We start from the raw sequence: 21,436 nt of genomic DNA, 5'->3' as shown, positions 1-21,436 counted from the left end.
TCAGCGCTCCTTCAGGTAGTCGAACACCGGCCGGACACCGTCGAGCGTGAGGTCGGTGATGATGTGGCTGGCCGACACGATCTCCAGCACCGGCAGGTCGGCCAGCGGGGCCAGCACGTGCTGGAACAGCTGCAGCCGGGCCGGCCCGGTCCACGCCGCCTTCACCGTGATGTCGGTGATCCGGGTGCGGACCAGTTCGCACATCCGCGGCTCGCGCTCGTAGCCGGGCACGATCTTGAGCATGTACGTGGGGAGCGTCAGCTCGGCGCGGGCCTCGTCGAGGTCCATCGGGTAGTGCTTGTAGCCCATGGTCGCCGTGGCCACCCGCTGCGTGCCGACGTCCAGCGTGCCGACCAGGGCGCCGGCCTCGGCGAACAGCCGGGGCGAGCCGGCGGTCTTCGGGTACGCGCTGGCCTCCCGGCCGGCCACGGTGGCGGCCACGTTGTCCAGGTACATCGCGTGCAGGTACTCGCCGCGCTCCTCGCCGAACCGGACCGGGATCACCTGGCCGGACTCGGTGTACGGGCCGAAGCTGGTGCTGTCGCCCATCTTCATGACCTCGAACCGGACCAGCGGCTCGTCGAACTCCAGCGGTTCGGGGACGACCGCCCGCAGCGCCTCGGGATCGGTGCGGTAGACGACGTTCAGGTACTCCCGGTCGGTGAACCGCGACCGGACCGGCGCCCACGCGGGCGCGGTGAGCGGGGTCGCGAGCCGCCGGGCCACTTCCGCTGCCTTCACTGATTTCTCCAATCGACGGAAGCTCGGCCGTTCACGGCCCAGAGGAGGCGATTCCTCGACTCTCGATCGCGCAGCGGTGGGTCACTTCGGGTGCTTCTGGTTCTCGATGTGCTCGCGGACCGATGACAGCGGGGTTCCCCCGCATGAGCCCGCGAAGTAGGACGGCGACCATATGTGGTCGACCCACGGGTAGCGACTGTGCACGATGTTCCGGCCGCTACGGGTGTTGGGGTCAGGCTCTCGCAGTGGTGACATGGATCAGGGCTATGGTGATCAGCATGAAGCAGGTGGTGCCGGTGCGGTTGCTGCCGACGCCTGAGCAGGCGTTGGCGCTTGCCGATACCCTGCACGCCTGCAACGCTGCCGCGTCTTGGCTGTCCGAGCAGATGCACACCGAGCGGGTGTTGCGGAAGTTCGACGTGCAGAAACGCTTCTACACTCAGTTGCGGGAGCGGTTCGGGCTGGCCGCTCAACCCGCGATCCGGGTGATCGGCAAGACCGTGGACGCTTACTCCACCCTCAACGCCAATCTGAGGGCCGGTAGTTACGGGCTGCCCGGCTCGGGCCGACGCCGCACGGTCGAGAACACCCCGATCGTGTTCCGCCTGCGGGCGGGACAGCCGTTCGACGCCCGTTGTCTGTCCTGGCAGCTCGGCGACGCCGGCCATGAGGGCACGGTGTCGATCTGGACCACCGCCGGCCGACTGAGGAATGTGCGGATCGTGGGAAGTCGCGCCCACATAGCGCTGTTGCGGTCCCGTCCGATCGGGGAAACCGACCTGCTGCACCGGGACGGGGTGTGGCTGCTGCACGCCGTCATCGACACCCCCGTGACGCCCCAGCGCGAGCCGGTAAACGGGTTCCTCGGTGTCGACCTTGGTGTCGTCAACATCGCCACGACCTCTGACGGTGACCGGCGGTGCGGGTTGCGGCTGAACCGCTACCGCAAGCGTCAACTGCGGCTGAGGAAGCGGTTGCAGGCCAAGAAGACCTCCTCCGCGCGACGGCTGCTGAAAAAACGCCGCCGCAAGGAGGCCCGGTTCGCCACCGACGTGAACCATCAGATCAGCAAGAGCATCGTGGCCGAGGCTGAACGCACCGGACGCGGCATCGCCATCGAAGACCTCGGTGGAATCCGCGCACGGGTACGGCTTCGCAAGCCCCAACGGGCCATGCTGCACTCCTGGGCGTTCGCCCAGCTCGGTCGGCTTCTGACGTATAAGGCCCAGCGGGCCGGTGTGGTGTTGGTGCAGGTTGACGCGGCCTACACCTCGCAGACCTGCCACGTCTGCGGGCACGTCGACAAACGCAACCGCCGTAGTCAGGCGGCGTTTCATTGTGGCCGGTGTGACTTCGTTGGGCACGCCGACCACAACGCGGCGCTCAACATCGCGGCACGCGGTGTGAAGTGCTGGGGCGAAGTCATGCGTCCAGACGCAGCGCCCATCCTGGCAGCCAGCTAGGATGGCAGCAGCAAGCCTACAAACCGCCGTCCGCGGCGGCAGGCACGCTCGTTCCCTCAGGGACGAGTGCATGACCACTACCTCCTCACCGTGACGCCGGCCTCGGCCAGCTCACGCAGCTCGTCCTCGGAGTACCCGAGTTCGCCCAGCACCTCGTCGTTGTCCTGGCCCAGCCGCGGCGCGTGCCTGCGCACACTCGCAGGCGTGGCCGAGAACCGCACGGGGGAGCCGATCACCCGATAGGTGCCCTCGGTCGGGTGCTCGGCGCACTCCAGCAGGCCGACCTCGGTGACGTACGGGTCCTCGGTGACGTCGTCGAGGTCGAGCACCGGCGCGAACGGGATGCTCAGCCGGGCGCAGGTCGCCTCCCACTCGGCGGTGGTCCGCTGCGCCGCGTACTTCTCGATCAGGTCGTAGAACGCGTCGAAGTTGGCGGCCAGGCTGGCCGAGTCGGCGAACCTCGGGTCCTCCACCACCTCGGGGTGACCCACCTCGGCGAAGAAGTCGTCGATGTTGCGCCGGCTGTACGGGAGAATGCAGGCCCAGCCGTCCGACGTCCGCACGGCGCGGTGGCCGGGGGACAGCGACCGGGAGAAGCCCATCAGGCCGGCGGCCGGCTCGAACGTGCGGCCGGCGAGGTGCTCGACCAGGTTGAACGCCAGCATCGTGTCGGTCATCGGCACCTCGACGCGCTGGCCCTCGCCGGTGCGCTGCTTGTGCACGAGTGCCGCCAGGACACTGTAGACAATAGTCAGTCCACTGACCTTGTCGCCCAGGATGGTCGGCATGTAGGTCGGCGTGCCGGTGGCGCGGCGCATCAGGTCGGCGGTGCCGGACGCGGCCTGCACGATCTCGTCGTACGCGGCGCGGTCGGCCAGCGACGAGTCGCTGCGGAAACCCTGCGCGTTGCAGTAGATGAGGCCCGGGTTGACCTCGGCCAGCTGCTCGTGGTCCAGGCCCAGCCGGCGCAGCGCACCCGGGCGCATGTTGGTGACGAGCACGTCGGCGGTCTTCACCAGATCGAGGAACACCTGCTTGCCGCGCGGGTTCTTCAGGTCGATGGAGACGGCTCGCTTGTTGCGGTTGACGTTGAGGGCCAGCGAACCCATGCCCTCGTTGCGGTACGGGGCGGTCAGCCGGCTCATGTCGCCGGCCGGCGGCTCGACCTTGATCACGTCGGCGCCCAGGTCGCCGAGGATCTGTGTGGCGTACGGGCCCATGACCACCGTCGCGAGGTCGATCACCCTGATGCCGTCCAGAGCCCCCATGCTCTCCGCCTCCTCAGTTGTTTGCCTTACATCAACTATCCTGCGCTCCGTGGTCGGCTTACGCAATGTGATACCGTTCTATCTATATAGATAAGGAGTGGATCATGGCGGAGCTGCGGCCGCACCACCGGGCGGTGGACCGGATCGCGGAGATCCTGGAGGCGGTGGTCACGGAGCGCTCCGGGCTGACGCTGACCCAGCTCGCGCTGCGGCTGCACGCCCCGGTGTCGTCGGTGCAGAAGCTGGTCAACGGGCTCGTCGCCGTCGGCTACCTGGAGGAGGACGACAAGCGCTTCCGCCTCGGCGCCGCTCCCTACCTGCTGGCCATGCGTTCCGGGCAGCGGCTCGTGTCCACGGTCAACCACGCCGACCTGGTGGATCTGCACAACCGCACCGGCCTCAGCGCGGTCCTGGCCGTGCGTACCGGCGACACCTCCGTGTACGCCGACTGGGCCGGCACCGACGACCCGTTCAACTACCTGACCGTGCAACAGCTCCGCACCCCGTTGCCGGAGACGGCAGTAGGGCGCGTCTTGCTTGCGTTCATGCCGGACCGCGAACGGCACGAGATCGTGGCGGCTCAGTTCCCCGACGACCGAGCGGCCGCCCTGGCGCTGCTCGCCGAGCTCAGCCGCGTGCGGGAAACCGGCTACACGTTGGGGGACAGCGGCCCGATGCTGCGGGGGATCGCCTCGGTCGCCGCGCCGGTGTGGGAACAGGGGCAGGTGGTCGGCGCCGTGGCGTTGGCCGGGCCGCATGATCAGGCGGCCGAGCGGTTGCCGGAGTTCGTGGAGCTGCTGCTGGAGTCGCTGCGGCGCTATTCGCGGCGAAGGGTGAACTGAGCGATGTCGTCCACCACCTCCGCCATCACGTGGGATCCGTTGCTGGGGAAGAACATGTGGTCGGCGTCCGGGTGGATCCGGATCTCCGCTCGCGGCACCCGCCGCCACGCCGGAAGGTCGTCCTCGACGGTCACCTGGTAGTCCCGGCCGCCTTGGAGCACCAGCATCGGCCGGTCCGCTTCGATGGCGGCTGCCACCTGGTCGTACTCCTTGAGCTCCAGCCAATACGTGGCCGGGAAGCCGAACAGCAGCTCGCTCGCCGGAGTGTCCGGGGTGACGTCGGCGGTTCGCTGGGCGATTTCGCTGAGGTCCTGCCCGAGGCGCTTTCCCACGCGTACGGCGGCATCGGTCATCGGCTGGGTGTCGGCCGCCAGCAACACCAGACCGGCCACCGCCGGTGCAACCAAGGCGACCTTGGGTGCAACCTTGCCGCCCGCGCTGTGCCCCACCACGTACACCCGATCCGCATGCCGCGAAAGGATTTCCACGCCCGCGACCGCGTGTGGCACGTACTCCTCGGTCAGCGTCGGCGCGTCCACGGGCTTGTCGAACCGCACCGACGCGATGCCTTGGCCGGCCAGGCCCCAGGCCAGGTCCTTCAGTGGCTTCATCGCCCCGGCCGTGCCGTCCCGGTCGAACGGTCCGCCGCCGCTCAGCAGCACCACCCCGACCTTGTTTCCCTTGCGCGGCAGCGTCAACGTGCCGGGCCGGGTGCCGACGTGCACCACCTGTTCGGTGAAGCGTCGGGGCTTGGCGTAGGGCGGCGGCGTCCACTCCGCCGCGGCGGCCAGCCGCAACCCGGTCACCCGGCCCTGTTCGTCGAAGGACGCGAACAGATCGATGTCCCCGTTGAGGCGCACGCCGAACCTTCGGGAGCCGAGGCTGACCGGCTCCCCGATAGACCGAAGCTCGCCCACCTCCTTGGCCCAGGCCAGTCGAACCATGTCCGCCGAGGCCGCCGCCCGCAACTCCGGCGCGAACAGGTCGGCCAGTTCCTCGAAGCGCCCGGCGGCGGCGAGATCCAGCACCGTTCTCAACATGTGCGAACGGTAGCATGGTGTGAGAACATTGCGCCGTGACCGCGAGGGAATTGCTGGCCCACCCCGTTCGGATGCGGATCGTGCACGCCCTGCGCGGGCGGGCGCTGACCACGGGCCGGCTGTGCGAGCTGCTGCCGGACGTGTCGAAGGCAATGGTGTACCGGCACGTCGAAGCCCTTGCCGCCGGCGAAGTCCTGGAAGTCGCCGAGGAGCGCCGGGTTCGCGGCGCGGTCGAGCGGACCTTCCGCCTGCGCGACGCGACCATCGACACCGAGGACCTCACCGTCGACGACTACCGCCGCGGCTTCGACCTGGCGATGGCCACGCTGCTGGCGGAGTTCACGGCCTACCTCGACCGCGACGGCGTCGACCCGACCGCGGACCTCGTCGGCTTCCGGCAGCACGCGATCTGGCTCAGCCGGCCGGAGCTCGAAGAGCTGATCGCCGACCTGCGCAAGGTGATCGTCCCCCGACTGGGCAACGGTCCGGGCGGCGACCGGTCCCGCTACCTGCTGAGCCCCATCCTGTTCCCCGGCGAGGCTCTTCCCACCGACGGGTGAACCTCAGCCGGAGCAGGCGACGTCGGAGACGATGTTGTGGCCGTTGTGCACGACATCGACCTCGTTGCGGGACGGGTAGAAGCTGAGCGCGGTCACGCCCGGCGACCAGTTCGAGCCGGGCTGGTCCAGGTCCGTCACCATGCCCGGCGGCGCGGTGAACGGCGCCTTGTGCTGCAGCTCCCCCTGGTAGCCGAAGTCGTAGGTGAGCCTGAACTCCCTGCACGGTCCGGTGATCCGGTCCACCTCGGTGGCGTCGGACGCCTCGTACTCGCCCGGCCCCGCCACGGTCACGACGTTGATCTGGGTGAAGCCGTCGGCGTCGGCGAAGGACGGCGCGGGCCACGCGCAGGAGTTGTACGCGCGAGCGGTGTCGGAGACCTTGATCAGGGTGTGCTGCGACGACATGTGGTGCAGCGCCTCGCACTGCTGGACCGACCTGGCGTTCTGGGGCTCCGCCGGCGGTGTCGTCGGCGTCGGCGACGGCGGCGGGGCAGAGCCGGTCGGCCGGTTGGCGATCATCAGCCACATGCCGCCGCCGGTGCCCAACACGATGAGCGCCACGAGGATCGCGTTGCGGACGGCGTGCCGCCGCGCCTCGGTGATGTGCACGCCGCCGTGCACGGTGTGCGCCTGGACGACGTTGTTCGCCTTGCCGTCCATGGAGTTCGTGACATCGCCCGGGTCCATCGCGCCTGCCGATCATCCGCTGACTCGGCAGCAAGGTCGGCGCGACAACACAAGGCGTTACCCCGGGCGCAGGAATGCGCCCGGGGTGGCCTAATCAGTTCAGCCCAGGCCGCCACGCATCGCGGAGGCCAACTCGCCGTTGCTGGTGTCGCCGTCGGCGGACCAGAAGAACGCGCCGCCCAGGCCCTGGGTCCTGGCGTAGCTCATCTTGCCCTTGACGGTGGACGGCGTGTCGTAGCTCCACCACTGGCTGCCGCACTTGGCGTAGGCGGTGCCGGCGACGGTTCCGGTGGCCGGGCAGGACGTCTTGAGCAGCTTGTAGTCCTGGATGCCGGCCTCGTACTTGCCCGGCGCGGCGCCGGTGGCCGTGCCGCCGGGCGCGGCCTGGGTGACGCCGGTCCAGCCGCGGCCGTAGAAGCCGATGCCCAGCAGCAGCTTGGACGACGCGATGCCCTTGCCCTTCAGCTTCTGGATCGCCGCGTCGGCGTAGAAGCCGGCGGTCGGGATGCCGGAGTACGTGGTCAGCGGCGCGTTCGGGGCGGTCGGCCCGGTCGGGGCCCAGGCGCCGAAGTAGTCGTAGGTCATCACGTTGTACCAGTTCACGTACTGCGCGGCGCCGGCGTAGTCGGCGGCGTCGATCTTGCCGCCGCTGGTGCCGTCGGCCGTGATCGCGGCGGTCACCAGCGCGCCGGAGCCGAACTTGGACCGCACCGCCGACAGCACGTTCCTGAACGCCGCCGCGCCGCTGGTGTCGCAGCTCAGGCCGCAGGCGTTCGGGTACTCCCAGTCGAGGTCGATGCCGTCGAAGACGTCGGCCCAGCGCGAGTCCTTCACCATGCTGTAGCAGGACGAGGCGAACGCCGCCGGGTTCTTCGCGGCCTGGGTGAAGCCGCCGGACAGCGTCCAGCCGCCGACCGAGAACACCACCTTCAGGCCGGGGTGCATCTTCTTCAGCTTGCGCAGCTGGCCGAAGTTGCCGTACAGCGGGCCGGTGTCGGCCTTGCCGTCCACGCTGCTGCCGGCGTCGAACACCTTCTGGTAGTCGGCGTAGGCGTCGGTGAGCGAGCACTGGCCGTTGGCGGTGCTGCCGAACGCGTAGTTGATGACGTTCAGCTTGGCCGCGGTGCCGCTGGTCTCCAGGTTCTTCACCTGGTACCCGCGGTCGTAGATGCCCCAGTTGGTGAAGTAGCCGACCATGGTCGTGCCGGCGGCCAGGGCCGAGGTTGAGACCGGCTCAGCGGTGGAAGCAGGCGCCGTGCCCACGAGTGAGGCGGCCACCAGGCCGACCAGCGCGGCGGCGCCCGCCATGAGCCGCCGCTTTCCGAACATTGCCATGCGTTTCTCCCTGTATCCGCAGGAGGGCGCCGGCACGGGGCGGCGGCGAGGGCCCGTGCGGGAGCCGGTGAAAAGGGACAAAGCGTGTGCCGTCCATCACCGTAGGTGGTCTGGACCACTTCGTCAACGGCACCGCGGGGAAAGGCGTTCGGCGAGGTTGGCTAACCTGTCCGGTGACCGAAACGTCCACCGTATGAGGAGTGCTGTACCCGTGATGCGCACGCACGAGGCCGGGACGCTCCGGGCCGAGCAGGCCGGGCAGTCCGTCACCCTGACCGGGTGGGTGGCGCGCCGGCGCGATCACGGTGGCGTCATCTTCATCGACCTGCGGGACGCCTCCGGCGTCGCCCAGGTCGTGTTCCGCGAGGGCGAGATGGCCGAGCGCGCGCACCGGCTGCGCGCCGAGTACTGCCTCAAGGTCACCGGCGAGGTCGTGCGCCGCCCCGAGGGCAACGAGAACCCGGACATCGCCACCGGCGACATCGAGGTCACGGTCACCGCGTTCGAGGTGCTGTCCGAGGCCGCGCCGCTGCCGTTCCAGCTGGACGACAACCTGGAGGTCGGCGAGGAGGCGCGGCTGCGCCACCGCTACCTCGACCTGCGCCGCAGCGGCCCCGCCCGCGCCATCCGGATGCGCAGCCAGGCCAGCCGGATCGCCCGCCGCGTGCTGGACGAGCGCGACTTCGTCGAGATCGAGACGCCGACGCTGACCCGCTCCACCCCCGAGGGCGCGCGCGACTTCCTGGTGCCGGCCCGCCTGCAGCCCGGCTCCTGGTACGCGCTGCCGCAGTCGCCCCAGCTGTTCAAGCAGCTGCTGATGGTCGCCGGCATGGAGCGCTACTACCAGATCGCCCGCTGCTACCGGGACGAGGACTTCCGCGCCGACCGGCAGCCCGAGTTCACCCAGCTCGACATCGAGATGAGCTTCGTCGAGCAGGACGACGTCATCGAGCTCGGCGAGGCCGTGGTCAAGGCGCTGTGGAGCGAGCTGGCCGGCCACGCCATCGAGGGCGCGATCCCGCGCATGACCTACGCCGACGCGATGGCCCGCTACGGCACCGACAAGCCGGACCTGCGCTTCGGCCTGGAGCTGACCGAGCTCACCGAGTACTTCAAGGACACCCCGTTCCGGGTGTTCAAGGCCCCGTACGTGGGCGCGGTGGTCATGCCCGGCGGCGCCGACCAGCCCCGCCGCACGCTCGACGCCTGGCAGGACTGGGCCAAGCAGCGCGGCGCCAAGGGCCTGGCCTACGTGCTCGTCGCCGAGGACGGCACGCTCGGCGGCCCCGTCGCCAAGAACCTGTCCGACACCGAGCGCGAGGGCCTGGCCAAGGCCGCCGGCGCCAACCCCGGCGACTGCATCTTCTTCGCCGCCGGCGACCCGTCCGACGCCCGGGCGCTGCTCGGCGCGGCCCGGCTGGAGATCGGCCGCCGCGTCGGCCTGATCGACGAGTCCGCCTGGTCGTTCGTCTGGGTCGTCGACGCCCCGCTGTTCGAGTCGGTCGACAAGATCGGCGACGACGTCGCGGTGGGCAGCGGCAAGTGGACCGCGGTGCACCACGCCTTCACCTCGCCCACCCCGGAGTGGATCGACCGCTTCGAGGAGGACCCGGGCAAGGCGCTGGCCTACGCCTACGACATCGTCTGCAACGGCAACGAGATCGGCGGCGGCTCCATCCGTATCCACCGCCCCGACGTGCAGAAGCGCGTGTTCGCGGTGATGGGCCTCGGCGAGGCGGAGGCCGAGGAGAAGTTCGGCTTCCTGCTGGAGGCGTTCAAGTACGGCGCCCCGCCGCACGGCGGCATCGCCTTCGGCTGGGATCGCATCGTCATGCTGCTGGCCGGCGCCGACTCGATCCGTGAGGTCATCGCGTTCCCCAAGTCCGGCGGCGGCTACGACCCGCTGACGGCCGCGCCCGCGCCGATCACCGCGCAGCAGCGCAAGGAGGCCGGCGTGGACGCCAAGCCGGTCGTGAAGGGCGAGGCGGCGAAGGCCTGACCACTACTCCGTCAGTGGGTACCCGTTCAGGCGTCCCCCGGCGGCACCAACCCGTTACCAAGCCGTATTCCAGCGCGGTGATGCTCGAACATGACGGGCGCAGCGACTGCTCCTGGTAGCCGATTGTGCCGATCGTGTGGACGTGCCGTGCACTCGAAGGAGTAGGGTCGGAAGGGATGAGCGTGGAGACCACCGCTGGCCCCGCCAACGCCGCCGGGGCAGCGGACAACGAGGTCCTGGCGACCGTCGCGGCCGCCGAGTCAGTGCTCACCAGGCGATTCGGGGCGTCGATCAGACTGGCGGACCCCGAGGACCTGCGCGGCAGCGGCAAGTCCACCGTGCTGCGGGTGCGGGTGGCGTCGACGCCGTTCTCGCTACCGCGTACGCTGGTCGTGAAGAGCTACGCGGAGCCGCCGGTCGGCGAGCTGATCGACCCGTTCCCGCACGAGGCCGTCAGCTACCAGCTGTTCACCGCGCTGGGCCAGGACGACCGGATCTGTCCGGAGCTGATCGCCCACGACGGCGCCAAGCGGGTGATCGTGCTGGAGGATCTCGGCCGCGTCCCGACCCTGGCCGACAAGCTGCTCGATCACGACGCGCGCAGCGCGGAGCGGGCGCTGCTGGCGTGGGCGCGGGCGCTCGGCCGGCTGCACGCCACCACCGCCGGCCGCGAGGCCGACTTCGACGCGCTGACCCGGCGGCTCGGCGGCCGCCCGGGGCAGGATCCGCTGGCGCGCAAGGCGAAGGTGGCGCTGGCCGAGCTGCCGGAGATGCTGGAGACGTTGCTCGGCGTGACCATCGGCGCCGAGGCGCTCGGGCACGCCCGTGAGGGCGGTCGGCTGCTGACCAGCACCCAGCACCGGGCGTTCAGCCCGTCCGATGCGTGCGCCGACAACAACCTCATCACCGGCAAGGGCTTGCGGGTGCTGGACTTCGAGGGCGGCTGCGTGCGTGACGTCGCCCTGGACGCCGCCGCGCTGCGCATCCCGTTCCCGCTGTGCGGCTGCTCGTTCCGGCTGCCCAACGGCATGACCGAGGCGATGGTCGCGGCCTGGCGGGCCGAGGTCAGCCCCGTCTTCCCCGATCTGGACGACGACGAGGTGCTGATGCCCAAGCTGCTGCACGGCCAGCTGCTGTGGGTGTGGCTGTCCACGTGGATGTACCTGCCGCGGCCGGGCGTGCCGGACGGGCCGATCACCAACCGGTTGGCTTCGCCCCGGCGCAGCAGCGCGCTGCACGCCCGGTGGCAGCGGCTGCGCGACGACGCCGGGCGGTTGAAGGCGCCGGCGGTCGCCGAGCACGCCGACCAGGTCGCCGCCGCGATCGCCGAGCAGTACGGCGCGGAGGCGGTGCATCTCCCGCTGTTCCCCGCGTTCAGCTGACCGACCCTCGCCGGTACCCAGGAGGCGCGAGGCCCCGAAGGGGCCGAGCCGCGCGCCAAACAGCACTGTTCGCCCACCCGTCCCCGGCCCGCCACCCGGCCATCACCGGGAGTGATTGTCCGCGGGTGATCGTGGACGGGTGACGGTTCAGGCGATGTCGGAGAGCGTGCCCGCCCGGCGTGCGGTCGGACGGCTCGTGGTGCTCGGGGATTCCACCAGCGTCGGACTCGGTGATCCGCTGCCCGGCGGCGGCTGGCGTGGCTTCGGCCCGCTGCTGGCCGACGCGCTCGGCGGCTGCGACCTGACGAACCTGTCCCGCACCGGGGCCCGGATCGGCACGGTGCGGCACGAGCAGTTGCCGATGGCGGCGGCGCTGCGGCCGGACGCGGTGGTGATCGTCGCCGGCATGAACGACACGATGCGCTCGGACTTCGATCCGGCGCGACTGCGCGCCGACCTCGACCACGTGGTGGGCAAGGTGCTCGACGTCGGCGCGGTGGTGGTGCTGGCCAGCTACCACGACCACGCCCGAGTGTTCCGGCTGCCGGCGCCGCTGCGTCGCGCGCTGCGCCGCCGGGTGGACGAGCTCAACGCCGTGATCACGTCCGTCGTGGTGGCCCGCGGCATCGGCTGCGTCGACCTGGACTCGCTGCCCGGCGCCTACGACCTGGCGGCGTGGAGCGTGGACCGGCTGCACCCGTCCGAACTGGGGCACCGGATGCTCGCCCAGGGCTTCGCCGACGAACTCGAGCTGGCCGGCTGCGTCGTCGAAGCACCGGTGAGCATGGAGTGCGCCGGCGGCGCCGCGATCGCCCCGTGGCAGCACGTGGCGTGGCTCGTGCTCAAGGGCATTCCGTGGTTGTGGAGACGTGGTTCGGATCTGGTTCCTTATGCCTTCACTGTCTTGTTCAGGACAGTCGTAGGCGATTCACGACAGTCGTCGTGGGCCACTTGGACGAATTATTCACAAGAGAATTCCGTGAATAGTTGATATAGGTCAACCGTGGAATTGCGTGGGTACGCTCCCGATGTTGGACGCGTTCTTCCATTTCAGGAGGACAAGTGTCGGGAACGTTCGTCAGATCAACCCTGCTCGGCGTCGGCGCGGCGGTGGTCGCCGCGCTCACCGCATTCGTGCCGTCCGCATTCGGCCAGGTCGCGCAGGCGGCCGGTGATCCGCACGTCGTCACGCCGCAGGTCCAGTCCCTCCGGGCCCAGGTCCACAACGGAACCCTGCTGAAGTCGCACGGCACGCTCGCGCCCTGCGCCTTCTGCCAGTCGAAGCTCGTCACCGCCGCACCCGGGTCGAAAACACCCCTGTCGACCACGGTTCCGGCCGGTTACGGCGCCGACGACCTCGCCGCCGCCTACCACCTGCCCGCCGCCGCGACCGGCGCCCAGGGCACGATCGCGATCATCGACGCCGGCGCCTATCCGAACCTGGAAGCCGACGTCAACGCCTACCGGGCCCAGTACGGCCTGCCGGCCTGCACCGTGGCCAGCGGCTGCCTGACCATCGCCGACCAGCACGGCGGCCCGGCGCTGCCGCCGGCCACCGACTTCCCGAACACGTACTACGAGGAAGAGGTCGGCGTCGAGACCGCGCTCGACATGGACATGGCCTCGGCGGCCTGCCCCTCGTGCAAGCTGATCGAGCTGCAGCTGCCCATCGGCGACGCGCTCAACGGCACCAAGGAGCACGTCGACGCGGCGATGGCCGACTTCGGCGACGCCGTGAACACCGCGGCCAAGCTGGGCGCCTCCGCGGTCAGCATGAGCTACCAGTACCCGAGCGACACCGACGTCGAGTTCGGGCAGGCCGGCCGCGACCTGTTCCACCCCGGTATGGCCGTGCTGGCGTCCTCCGGCGACAGCGGCTACGAGGGCAACGTGCACACCGGCTGGCCGCAGAACCTGCCGTGGGTGGTGTCCGTCGGCGGCACCTCGCTGTTCCAGAACGGCGACGGCTACACCGATGTGGTCTGGGGCGGCGCCGGCAGCGGCTGCGAGACCGACCTGCCCGCCGCGATCGGCGCCCCGCCGGCCGTCAGCGCCAACTGCGGCGGCCACCGCGCCTCCTCGGACGTGTCCGCGGTCGCCGACCCGAACACGGGCGTCGCCGTCTTCGACACGTACTCGCCGTTCAGCGGCGCGCCGTACAACTGGATCCTCGTGGGCGGCACCAGCGCCTCGTCGCCGTTCGTCGCCGGCCTGTACGCCCGCGGCGGCCACACCTCGCAGGTGATGGGCCCGAACACGCTGTACACCGCGCCCAAGGGCGCCTTCACCGACGTGACGCTGGGCCAGAACGCCCCGGCGCACGTCTGCCCGACCGCCACGCCCGCCCTGTGCTCGGCGCAGAAGGGCTGGGACGCGCCGACCGGGGTCGGCGTGCCCAACGGCCTCGCCGGGTTCTGATTCATAAATGAATGATGGCGGGCGGCCCGTGGTCGCCCGCCATTATCGGCGGTAAATGTGGTCTCATGACCTGAAATGAAATCACCTGCCGTGACCGGTAATCCTTTCGTTGTGGTCCGCTCGGGTCACGGTGTGTGTGGTTACGCTCCTGGCGTTGGTTCCCGTAATTCCTTTCGTGGAGGACCTGTGTCGGGATCGTTCGTCAGAAATACCTTGCTCACCGTCGGCGCGGCCGTTGTCGCCGCCCTGACCGCATTCGCCCCGGTCGCGCAGGCGGCCGGCGATCCGCACGCCGTCACGCCGCAGATCCAGTCGTTGCGCGCTGCCTGACGGTCGCCGGCCTGGACGGCGGCGCGCCGCAGACGCCGACCACCGACCCCGAACTCCAGCCGGCCGAGCAGTCGATCAGCGTGGAGACCGCGCTGGACATGGACATGGCCTCGGCGGCCTGCCCCTCGTGCAAGCTGATCGAACTCCAGCTGCCGCTCCTGGACGGCTTCTACGGCGACAAGGCGCATCTGGACGCCGCCATGGCCGACTTCGGCACCGCGGTGGGCACCGCCGCGAAGCTGGGCACGACCGCGGTCAGCATGAGCTACGGCTACCCGACCGACACCGACGTCGAGTTCGGCCAGAACGCCCCCGCGCACTCCTGCACCGCTGCCGAGGCGGCGCTGTGCTTCGCCGGCAAGGGCTGGGACGGCCCGACCGGCGTCGGCGTGCCCAACGGCCTCGCCGGCTTCTGATTCACTGGTGAATGAGGGCGGGCGGCCTCGCGGCCGCCCGCCTTCTTGCCTTCACAGCTTCTTGGCCAGCGCTCGTCCCGCCGCCCGCCCGGAGAAGATGCAGCCGCCGAGGAACGTTCCCTCCAGCGCGTTGTAGCCGTGCACGCCGCCGCCGCCGAAGCCGGCGACCTCGCCCGCCGCGTACAGGCCGGGGAACGCCTCGCCGTCCGGCCGCATCACCTGCGAGTCGAGGTTGGTCTGCACGCCGCCGAGCGTCTTGCGGGTCAGGATGTTCAGCCGGACGGCGATCAGCGGGCCGTGCGCCGGGTCCAGGATGCGGTGCGGCTTGGCCACCCGGGACACCTTGTCGCCGAGGTAGTGCCGCGCGTTGGCGATGGCCATCAGCTGCAGGTCCTTGGTGTACGGGTTGCGGAGCTCCTGGTCGCGGGCACGGATCTGGCGCAGCATGTCGTCGTAGGACAGCTGCGGGCCGCGGGACAGCTTGTTCATGCCCGCCACCAGTTCCTGCAGGTTGTCGGCGACGACGAAGTCGACGCCGTGCTGCTTGAACGCCTCCACCGGGCCCGGCGCGCCCTTGCCCAGCCGGCCGGTCAGGGTCAGCTTGATGTCCTTGCCGGTGATGTCCGGGTTCTGCTCCGAACCCGACAGCGCGAACTCCTTCTCGATGATCGACTGTGTCAGCACGAACCACGAGTAGTCGTGGCCGGTGGCCAGGATCGCCTTCATCGTGCCGTTGGTGTCGAAGCCCGGGAAGTTGGGGGAGGGCAGCCGCTTGCCGGTGGCGTCGAACCACATCGAGGACGGGCCGGGGATGATCCGGATGGCGTGGTCGGGCCAGATCGGGTCCCAGTTGTTGATGCCCTCGGTGTAGTGCCACATCCGGTCGCGGTTGACGATGTTGCCGCCGGCCGACTCGGTGATGGCGATCATCCGCCCGTCCACGTGCGCCGGCACGCCGGAGATCATCGTCTGCGGGCACGGCCCGAGCCGGTCCGTCGGCCAGTTCCGGCGGATCAGCTCGTGGTTGTGCCCGATGCCGCCGGACGCCACGATGACCGCCTTGGCGCGCAGCTCGAACTCGCCCACCTCGGTCCGCGAGGACGCCTTGCCGCGCTCCAGGTCCGTCGGCTCCAGCACCGCGCCCCGCACGCCGACCGCCACGCCGTCCTCGACGACGATGTCGTCCACCCGGTGCCGGAACGCGAACTCCACCAGCCCGCGCTTCTCCCCCTCCAGCACGGGTTCCAGGAACACCCGCACCACCTCCGGCCCGGTGCCCCAGGTCAGGTGGAAGCGGGGGACCGAGTTGCCGTGGCCGTCGGCGAGCCCGCCGCCGCGCTCCGCCCAGCCCACCAGCGGCGTGACCCGCAGGCCCAGCTCGCTCAGGTACTGGCGCTTCTCCGTGGCCGCGAACTTCACGTACGCCTGCGCCCACTGCCGGCCCCAGTGGTCCTCCTGGTCGCGGTCGAAGCCGGCCGAGCCCTGCCAGTCCTGCCAGGCCAGCTCGTAGGAGTCCTTGACGCCCAGCCGGCGCTGCTCCGGGCTGTCCACCAGGAACAGGCCGCCCAGCGACCAGAAGGCCTGGCCGCCCAGGTTGTTCCGGTTCTCCTGGTCCAGCACCAGCACCTTGCGGCCGGCCTTGACCAGCTCGTGCGTGGCGACCAGGCCGGCGAGTCCCGCGCCGACCACGATGACGTCGGCCTCGAATGTCATGACCGTCCTCCGGTTTCGATGCTGTAGGCCGTCAGGACCCGTTCGAACAGGTCGGCGCGGCGCCGCCACACGGCGGGGTTGTCCGGTTCCAGCAGGCACTGCACCGCGGTGCCGTCGTGCACGGCCACCAGCGCCTGCCCCAACGCCACCTGATCGGGTGTTTCTCGCCCGATCCTTCGCAGCAGCGCGGAGACCACCGGCGTGATCGCCCCGGCGATGGCCTCTTCCCGTGTTTTCATCACCCGGCGCAGGCCGGGGTTGCGCAGCGCGTGGGCCGTGAACTCGGCCGTGACGCGGTACCAGCTGTCGTCGACCCGCACCGCCGGTGTCACCAGCTCCACCACGCCGCGGACGTCCTTGACGCTCTTGGCCTCCATGTCGGCCAGCGCCTGCCGCAGCCCGTCGACCAGCTCGGTCGACCGCTGCTCCCACATCGCCAGGAACAGGTCGTCCAGCGACGCGAAGTTCGAGTAGAAGGCGCCCCTGGTGTAGCCGGCCCGCTCGCACACCTGTTCCACCGTCGAGCGGCCGAAGCCCTGCTCCGCGAACACCTGGAGGGCGGCGTCGAGCAGCCGCTGGCGCGTCTCGCCCCGGCGCTTGGTGACCCGCTTCGGTGTGGTGTCCATCTGATACATGAATGTATCGGATACATCCGTGAACTGGAAGCGCGGAGTCCGGTAGTTGTCACGACACTGAGGTGACGCAGAGTGCTCGGGAGGTCACAGTGTTTGCCGGGATGGTCGCGGCGCTGGTGCTGTCGTCGTCGCTTGTGTCCGTTTACCCCGATACCACCGCGCTGCATCACCAGGTGCAGGCCGGCACCCTGCTGCAGAGTCATGGCGTGGTCGCCACCTGCGACGTCTGCAACTCCGAGGTCGTCACCGTCGCCCAGGGCTCCACCACCCCGCTGGCGACCGTCGTCCCGGTCGGCTACAGCGCCGCCGAGCTCGCCGCCGCCTACCACCTGCCCGCCGCGTCGGCCGGAACCGCCGGCACCGTCGCCCTCATCGACGGCGGCGGCTATCCCGGCTTCGAGTCCGACCTGGCCACCTACCGTTCCCAGTTCGGCCTGCCCCCGTGCAAGGTCGCCGACGGCTGCCTCAAGGTCGTCGACTACAAGGGCGGCCCGCCGCTGCACCCCGACGGCACCGACCAGGAGAAGGAACTCTCCCTGGAGACGGCGTTGGACGCCGAGATGATCTCCGCCGCCTGCCCGGCGTGCAAGATCGTCCTGGTGCAGGCCCCCGCCGAGGACTTCTACCTCTCGGCCCTGCACCCCTCCAGCGCCGCCGTCCCCAGCATCGCCAAGGCCGTGGACACCGCGATCCGCTCCGGCGCCTCCGCCGTCAGCATGAGCTTCGGCTATCCGTCCACCAAGGACATCAACACCGGCGCCGTCAGCGCCGTCTTCTCCCATCCCGGCATCGCCTTCGTCGCGTCGTCCGGCGATTCCGGCTACCACGGCAACGTCCACGGCTACTGGCCGCAGAACCTCCCCACCGTCATCTCCGCCGGCGGCACCGCCCTCTACCAGACCTCGGACGGCTTCGTCTCCAACGCCTGGAACCAGGCCGGCAGCGCCTGCGAGACCGACCTCCCGCCCGCCCACGGCCAACCCTCCGCCGTCGCCGCCCTCTGCTCCGGCCACCGCGCCTCGTCGGACGTCTCCGCCGTCTCCGACCCCGCCACCGGCGTCGCCGTCTACGACTCCTACGGCATCGGCGGCTGGTACATCGCCGGCGGCACCAGCGCCGCCGCCCCCTTCATCGCCGCCCTCTACGCCCGCGCCGGCCACACCTCCCGCGTCGACGGCCCCAACACCCTCTACACCGCGCCCGACGGCGCCTTCACCGACGTCTCCCTCGGCCAGAACGGCGCCGCCCACTCCTGCCAGACCATCGCGCCCCAGCTGTGCGTCGCCGGCAAGGGCTGGGACGGCCCCACCGGCGTGGGCACCCCCAACGGCCTGGCCGGCTTCTGACCGCCACCGCTTCCGTAGGCTCCACCTATGCCGTTGATCGATCGCGTTCTCCTGGGGCCGGGCCCGTCGAACCCGTACCCCGAGGCCACTGCCGCCCTCGCCGCGCCGCTCCTGGGGCACCTCGACCCCGCGTTCCTGACGCTTCTCGACGAAACCTGCGCCCGCCTCCGCTCGGTCTGGGGCACCGCGAACGTCCGCACCCTTCCGCTGTCCGGCACGGGCTCGATCGGCATGGAGGCGGCGTTCGCCAACACGGTCCACCCCGGCGACACCGCGGTGATCGCCGTCAACGGCCTGTTCGGCCAGCGCATGGTCGACGTCGCGTCCCGTTACGGCGCCACGGTCGTCCCGGTCGAGCACGACTGGGGCCAGCCGATCGACGTCGACCGGGTCCTCGACGCCCACCCGAATCCCGCCATCGTCGCCGCGGTGCACGCCGAGACGTCCACCGGCGTCCGCAGCGACATCGCCGCCCTCGGCGCGGCGGTCCACGACCGCGACCCCGACGCCGTCGTCATCGCCGACTGCGTGACCTCCCTGGCCGGCATCCCGGTCGAAGCCGACGACTGGGGCATCGACATCGGCTACTCCGGCACCCAGAAGTGCCTCGGGGTGGCGCCGGGGCTGGCCCCGTTCACGGTCTCCGACCGGGCCTGGCACCGCCGCGTCCAGAAGCCGCCGACCTGGTACCTGGATCTGGGACTCATCGGGGACTACGTCTCCGGCACGGCGACCGGCGGCCGCACGTACCACCACACGGCCCCGGTGGCGATGATCGCCTCCCTGCACGCGGCCCTCGGCCGGATCCTCGACGAGTCACTGGACACCGTGTACGAACGGCACCGCGTCGCAGGTGAGTACCTCCAGACCGGCCTGCAGGATCTCGGCCTGGAACTGTTCGCGGCGGAAGGCCACCGCCTGCCCGAGCTGACGACGGTCCGGGTGCCGGACGGCGTCGACGGCCCGAAGGTCCGGCACCGGCTGCTCACCGAGTACAACATCGAGATCGGCGCGGGTGCGGGCCGGTACGCGTCGACGGTCTGGCGGATCGGCCTGATGGGCCACAACGCCCGGCTCGACCGGGCCGAGCTGATGCTGTCGGCGCTGGCCAAGCTGCTCTGACCGAGGGCTGTCCCGGCGTCCCGCGTCTCACGACCGTGCACCCGGGTCGTTGTCCGCGTTCGCGCACGCACAACGATTGCCATCACGTTGGCGCGGTGCGAAAGTCACGCCATGACTGCACAGGCGCGGCTGCTTCCGGAACTGGTCGAGCACTGGGCGGAGGTGAAGCCCGACGCCGAGGCGATCAGCTACGAGGCGCAGGGCTTCACCTGGCAGCAGTGGCGGGACCGGATCCGGAAGGTCGCGGGTGCGCTGCGCAGGGCCGGGGTCGGACGCGGCGACCGAGTCGCCTACCTCGACAAGAACAACCTGTCGTGCCTGGAGGTGATTCTCGCCGCCGGCTCGCTCGGGGCGGCGACGGCGATCCTGAACTGGCGCCTCGCCCCCGACGAGCTGGACTACGTGGTCCGCGACTCCGGGGCCAAGATGCTGTTCGTCGCCGACGACCTGCTCCCCGGCGTGAAGGACATCGCGGACCGGCCGACGACGATCCTCCTCAGCGACTACGAGGAGCTCATCGCCGACGCCGATCCCGTAGCCGTCCAGTCCGAGGTCCGAACCGAGGACCCCGTGCTGGTGATGTACAGCTCCGGCACCACCGGCCGTCCCAAGGGCGTTTTGCTCAGCCATGCCAACGTCCTCGCCCACGCCCGTAACACCGGGCAAGCCATGCCGGTCGAGGACGGCTTCCGCAGCCTGGTGGCGATGCCGCTGTTCCACGTCGGCGGCTCCTGCTACGCGATGTCCGGCTTCTGCGAAGGCATTCCGTCGACGCTGCTCCGCGAGCCGAGCGGCCCCGGCCTGCTCGGCGCCATCGCCCAGGGCTGCACCCACGCCTTCCTGGTGCCGGCGGTGGTCGCCGGCATCATGGCCGCCGGCCAGCCCGCCATCACGGCGTTCGGCCGGCTCAAGCGCCTCATCTACGGCGCGTCGCCGATGCCGCTGCCGCTGCTCCGCGCCGCGATGGCCGCCTGGCCGGACACCGACTTCGTACAGGTGTACGGCATGACGGAGATGGCGGGCGCGATCACCGTGCTCAGTCCGGAGGACCACCGCGACGCCGCCCACCCGGAGCGGCTGACCTCCGCCGGCCGGCCCATCGCCGGCGCCGAGCTGCGGGTGGTCGATCCCGCCACCGGCGAGGACGCCGAGGTCGGCGAGCTCTGGTTCCGTACGCCGCAGACCATGCTCGGCTACCTCGGGCAGCCGGCCGCCACCGCCGACACGATCACCGCCGACGGCTGGCTGCGCACCGGCGACGTCGGCCGCCTCGACGACGGCGGCTACGTCTACATCGTCGACCGGGTCAAGGACATGATCATCACGGGCGGCGAGAACGTCTACTCGCCCGAGGTCGAGCGCGTGCTCGCCGAGCATCCCGCCGTCGCGGACGTCGCCGTCATCGGCGTGCCCGACGACCGTTGGGGCGAGTCCGTGAAGGCCGTCGTGCAGGCCGCCGACGGCCAGACCGTCGACCCCGAGGAGCTCGTCGCCTACGCCCGCGAGCGCCTGGCCGGCTACAAGGTGCCCCGCACCATCGACGTCGTCGAGGAGATGCCCCGCAACGCCACCGGCAAGATCCTCAAGAAGGTCCTCCGCCGCCCGTACTGGCCCGACCGCGCCATCTGAAATCCGCTAAGCCCGACACCACGTCACGGGGTAGAACCGTGCCATGGCCACTCATCGCATCGCGCCCGGACTGTTCCCGCCGCCCACCTACTCGCACAGCGTCGTCGTCGAGCCGGGGGAGCGGCTGGTGTTCACCGCGGGCGGGGTCCCCCTGGACCAGGACGGCAACCTCGTCGGCCCCGGCGACCGGGTCCGCCAGGCCGAGCAGGTGCTGGCCAACCTGACCGAGCAGCTCCGGCAGGCCGGCACCGACCTCGAACACGTCGTCAACACGACCGTGTACGTCGTGGCCGAACAGCCCTCCGACCTGGTCGCGGTGTGGGACGTGGTGACGGCGTCCGGCCTGGCCAAGGGCCCGCACAGCTCGACGCTGCTGGGCGTCAGCATGCTCGGGTACGGCGGTCAGCTGGTGGAGATCACCGCCGTCGCGGTGGTCCCGGACTAGCAGCGGCAGAAGGCGGCGAAGTCGGGCGCGGTTCGCACGACGTCAGCGAACTCCGGGCTGCCCTT

The 21,436-nt window shown here is 70.5% G+C and carries 21 protein-coding genes; 13 read left to right on the top strand and 8 right to left on the bottom strand.

Going from position 1 to position 21,436, the window contains the following annotated elements; all coding sequences use genetic code 11:
- Both BJ998_RS04165 and BJ998_RS49495 read right to left on the bottom strand, forming a co-directional pair.
- Nucleotides 1-741 (bottom strand): acetoacetate decarboxylase, encoded by a 741-nt coding sequence (locus BJ998_RS04165; protein WP_184858633.1) that lies wholly within the window; start codon nt 739-741, stop codon nt 1-3.
- Nucleotides 742-822: 81 nt separating this feature from the next.
- The gene (locus tag BJ998_RS49495) at nt 823-996 is read right to left on the bottom strand and encodes a transposase (RefSeq protein WP_221337865.1); all 174 of its coding nucleotides are present in this window, start codon (nt 994-996) and stop codon (nt 823-825) included.
- Nucleotides 997-1,019: 23 nt separating this feature from the next.
- Here BJ998_RS49495 and BJ998_RS04155 point away from each other — a divergent pair, with 23 nt between their 5' ends.
- Complete coding sequence (locus BJ998_RS04155) at nt 1,020-2,204, top strand: RNA-guided endonuclease InsQ/TnpB family protein (RefSeq protein ID WP_221337864.1); 1,185 nt, start codon at nt 1,020-1,022, stop codon at nt 2,202-2,204.
- A 77-nt stretch (nt 2,205-2,281) separates the two neighbouring features.
- On the opposite strand, the gene BJ998_RS04150 is transcribed toward BJ998_RS04155, so the two are convergent.
- A complete protein-coding gene (locus BJ998_RS04150) occupies nt 2,282-3,472 on the bottom strand; it encodes a CaiB/BaiF CoA transferase family protein (protein ID WP_184858629.1) in 1,191 nt (396 codons plus the stop codon).
- Nucleotides 3,473-3,576: 104 nt separating this feature from the next.
- Between BJ998_RS04150 and BJ998_RS04145 the strand changes: the two genes are divergently transcribed.
- Nucleotides 3,577-4,314 (top strand): IclR family transcriptional regulator, encoded by a 738-nt coding sequence (locus BJ998_RS04145; protein WP_184858627.1) that lies wholly within the window; start codon nt 3,577-3,579, stop codon nt 4,312-4,314.
- Here the strand turns inward: BJ998_RS04145 and BJ998_RS04140 are convergent.
- The gene (locus tag BJ998_RS04140; protein ID WP_184858625.1) at nt 4,290-5,354 is read right to left on the bottom strand and encodes an alpha/beta hydrolase; all 1,065 of its coding nucleotides are present in this window, start codon (nt 5,352-5,354) and stop codon (nt 4,290-4,292) included. The genes BJ998_RS04145 and BJ998_RS04140 overlap by 25 nt on opposite strands.
- Nucleotides 5,355-5,389: 35 nt before the next feature.
- On the opposite strand from BJ998_RS04140, the gene BJ998_RS04135 reads away from it, so the two are divergent.
- Complete coding sequence (locus BJ998_RS04135) at nt 5,390-5,914, top strand: helix-turn-helix domain-containing protein (protein ID WP_184858623.1); 525 nt, start codon at nt 5,390-5,392, stop codon at nt 5,912-5,914.
- 3 nt (nt 5,915-5,917) lie between these two features.
- Here the strand turns inward: BJ998_RS04135 and BJ998_RS04130 are convergent, their stop codons facing one another.
- Both BJ998_RS04130 and BJ998_RS04125 read right to left on the bottom strand, forming a co-directional pair.
- Nucleotides 5,918-6,601, bottom strand: coding sequence for a hypothetical protein (locus BJ998_RS04130; RefSeq protein ID WP_184858621.1), 684 nt, complete (start codon nt 6,599-6,601; stop codon nt 5,918-5,920).
- A 99-nt stretch (nt 6,602-6,700) separates the two neighbouring features.
- The gene (locus tag BJ998_RS04125) at nt 6,701-7,909 is read right to left on the bottom strand and encodes a glycoside hydrolase family 18 protein (RefSeq protein WP_376775982.1); all 1,209 of its coding nucleotides are present in this window, start codon (nt 7,907-7,909) and stop codon (nt 6,701-6,703) included.
- A gap of 238 nt (nt 7,910-8,147) precedes the next feature.
- Here BJ998_RS04125 and aspS point away from each other — a divergent pair, with 238 nt between their 5' ends.
- The 6 genes from aspS to BJ998_RS04095 all read left to right on the top strand — a co-directional run bounded on the left by aspS (nt 8,148) and on the right by BJ998_RS04095 (nt 14,481).
- Nucleotides 8,148-9,935, top strand: a complete 1,788-nt coding sequence (aspS, locus tag BJ998_RS04120) for an aspartate--tRNA ligase (protein WP_184858617.1) — start codon at nt 8,148-8,150, stop codon at nt 9,933-9,935.
- Nucleotides 9,936-10,111: 176 nt separating this feature from the next.
- The gene (locus BJ998_RS04115; protein ID WP_184858615.1) at nt 10,112-11,317 is read left to right on the top strand and encodes a hypothetical protein; all 1,206 of its coding nucleotides are present in this window, start codon (nt 10,112-10,114) and stop codon (nt 11,315-11,317) included.
- Between the two features lie 139 nt (nt 11,318-11,456).
- The gene (locus tag BJ998_RS04110) at nt 11,457-12,308 is read left to right on the top strand and encodes an SGNH/GDSL hydrolase family protein (protein ID WP_312889918.1); all 852 of its coding nucleotides are present in this window, start codon (nt 11,457-11,459) and stop codon (nt 12,306-12,308) included.
- A gap of 71 nt (nt 12,309-12,379) precedes the next feature.
- Nucleotides 12,380-13,735, top strand: coding sequence for a S53 family peptidase (locus BJ998_RS49000; RefSeq protein ID WP_184858613.1), 1,356 nt, complete (start codon nt 12,380-12,382; stop codon nt 13,733-13,735).
- Between the two features lie 186 nt (nt 13,736-13,921).
- Nucleotides 13,922-14,065, top strand: a complete 144-nt coding sequence (locus tag BJ998_RS04100; RefSeq protein ID WP_184858611.1) for a hypothetical protein — start codon at nt 13,922-13,924, stop codon at nt 14,063-14,065.
- Nucleotides 14,066-14,145: 80 nt separating this feature from the next.
- Entirely contained in the window at nt 14,146-14,481 is a 336-nt protein-coding gene (locus BJ998_RS04095; protein ID WP_184858610.1) for a hypothetical protein, read from the top strand.
- A gap of 51 nt (nt 14,482-14,532) precedes the next feature.
- Here the strand turns inward: BJ998_RS04095 and BJ998_RS04090 are convergent, their stop codons facing one another.
- Together BJ998_RS04090 and BJ998_RS04085 are read right to left on the bottom strand one after the other, a co-directional pair.
- Nucleotides 14,533-16,194, bottom strand: coding sequence for an FAD-binding dehydrogenase (locus tag BJ998_RS04090; protein WP_184858608.1), 1,662 nt, complete (start codon nt 16,192-16,194; stop codon nt 14,533-14,535).
- Nucleotides 16,191-16,820: a TetR/AcrR family transcriptional regulator gene (locus BJ998_RS04085; RefSeq protein WP_246488510.1), complete on the bottom strand. Its 630-nt coding sequence runs from the start codon at nt 16,818-16,820 to the stop codon at nt 16,191-16,193. Before BJ998_RS04085 ends, BJ998_RS04090 begins: the two co-directional genes overlap by 4 nt.
- A gap of 98 nt (nt 16,821-16,918) precedes the next feature.
- On the opposite strand from BJ998_RS04085, the gene BJ998_RS48995 reads away from it, so the two are divergent.
- The 4 genes from BJ998_RS48995 to BJ998_RS04065 all read left to right on the top strand — a co-directional run bounded on the left by BJ998_RS48995 (nt 16,919) and on the right by BJ998_RS04065 (nt 21,371).
- Nucleotides 16,919-18,175 carry a S53 family peptidase gene (locus tag BJ998_RS48995; RefSeq protein WP_184858606.1) on the top strand — a complete coding sequence of 419 codons (1,257 nt, stop codon included), beginning with the start codon at nt 16,919-16,921 and terminating at the stop codon, nt 18,173-18,175.
- Nucleotides 18,176-18,202: 27 nt separating this feature from the next.
- Nucleotides 18,203-19,297, top strand: a complete 1,095-nt coding sequence (locus tag BJ998_RS04075; RefSeq protein ID WP_184858605.1) for a pyridoxal-phosphate-dependent aminotransferase family protein — start codon at nt 18,203-18,205, stop codon at nt 19,295-19,297.
- 111 nt (nt 19,298-19,408) lie between these two features.
- The gene (locus BJ998_RS04070) at nt 19,409-20,926 is read left to right on the top strand and encodes a long-chain-fatty-acid--CoA ligase (RefSeq protein ID WP_184858604.1); all 1,518 of its coding nucleotides are present in this window, start codon (nt 19,409-19,411) and stop codon (nt 20,924-20,926) included.
- A gap of 43 nt (nt 20,927-20,969) precedes the next feature.
- Nucleotides 20,970-21,371, top strand: coding sequence for a RidA family protein (locus BJ998_RS04065; protein ID WP_184858603.1), 402 nt, complete (start codon nt 20,970-20,972; stop codon nt 21,369-21,371).
- Nucleotides 21,372-21,436: the final 65 nt, after the last annotated feature.

Source organism: Kutzneria kofuensis (genome assembly GCF_014203355.1).
Taxonomy (GTDB): domain Bacteria; phylum Actinomycetota; class Actinomycetes; order Mycobacteriales; family Pseudonocardiaceae; genus Kutzneria; species Kutzneria kofuensis.
Note: the sequence above shows the minus strand (reverse complement) of the source record. Positions and strands in the feature narration are given on the sequence as shown.

Bases quoted from the DNA above. Each gene is read 5' to 3' on its own strand.
- BJ998_RS49495 (WP_221337865.1), bottom strand. From the start codon at position 996: ATGTCACCACTGCGAGAGCCTGACCCCAACACCCGTAGCGGCCGGAAC.
- BJ998_RS04155 (WP_221337864.1), top strand. From the start codon at position 1,020: ATGAAGCAGGTGGTGCCGGTGCGGTTGCTGCCGACGCCTGAGCAGGCG.
- BJ998_RS04150 (WP_184858629.1), bottom strand. From the start codon at position 3,472: ATGGGGGCTCTGGACGGCATCAGGGTGATCGACCTCGCGACGGTGGTC.
- BJ998_RS04145 (WP_184858627.1), top strand. From the start codon at position 3,577: ATGGCGGAGCTGCGGCCGCACCACCGGGCGGTGGACCGGATCGCGGAG.
- BJ998_RS04140 (WP_184858625.1), bottom strand. From the start codon at position 5,354: ATGTTGAGAACGGTGCTGGATCTCGCCGCCGCCGGGCGCTTCGAGGAA.
- BJ998_RS04130 (WP_184858621.1), bottom strand. From the start codon at position 6,601: ATGGACCCGGGCGATGTCACGAACTCCATGGACGGCAAGGCGAACAAC.
- BJ998_RS04125 (WP_376775982.1), bottom strand. From the start codon at position 7,909: ATGGCGGGCGCCGCCGCGCTGGTCGGCCTGGTGGCCGCCTCACTCGTG.
- BJ998_RS04115 (WP_184858615.1), top strand. From the start codon at position 10,112: ATGAGCGTGGAGACCACCGCTGGCCCCGCCAACGCCGCCGGGGCAGCG.
- BJ998_RS04090 (WP_184858608.1), bottom strand. From the start codon at position 16,194: ATGACATTCGAGGCCGACGTCATCGTGGTCGGCGCGGGACTCGCCGGC.
- BJ998_RS04085 (WP_246488510.1), bottom strand. From the start codon at position 16,820: ATGGACACCACACCGAAGCGGGTCACCAAGCGCCGGGGCGAGACGCGC.
- BJ998_RS04075 (WP_184858605.1), top strand. From the start codon at position 18,203: ATGCCGTTGATCGATCGCGTTCTCCTGGGGCCGGGCCCGTCGAACCCG.
- BJ998_RS04070 (WP_184858604.1), top strand. From the start codon at position 19,409: ATGACTGCACAGGCGCGGCTGCTTCCGGAACTGGTCGAGCACTGGGCG.
- BJ998_RS04065 (WP_184858603.1), top strand. From the start codon at position 20,970: ATGGCCACTCATCGCATCGCGCCCGGACTGTTCCCGCCGCCCACCTAC.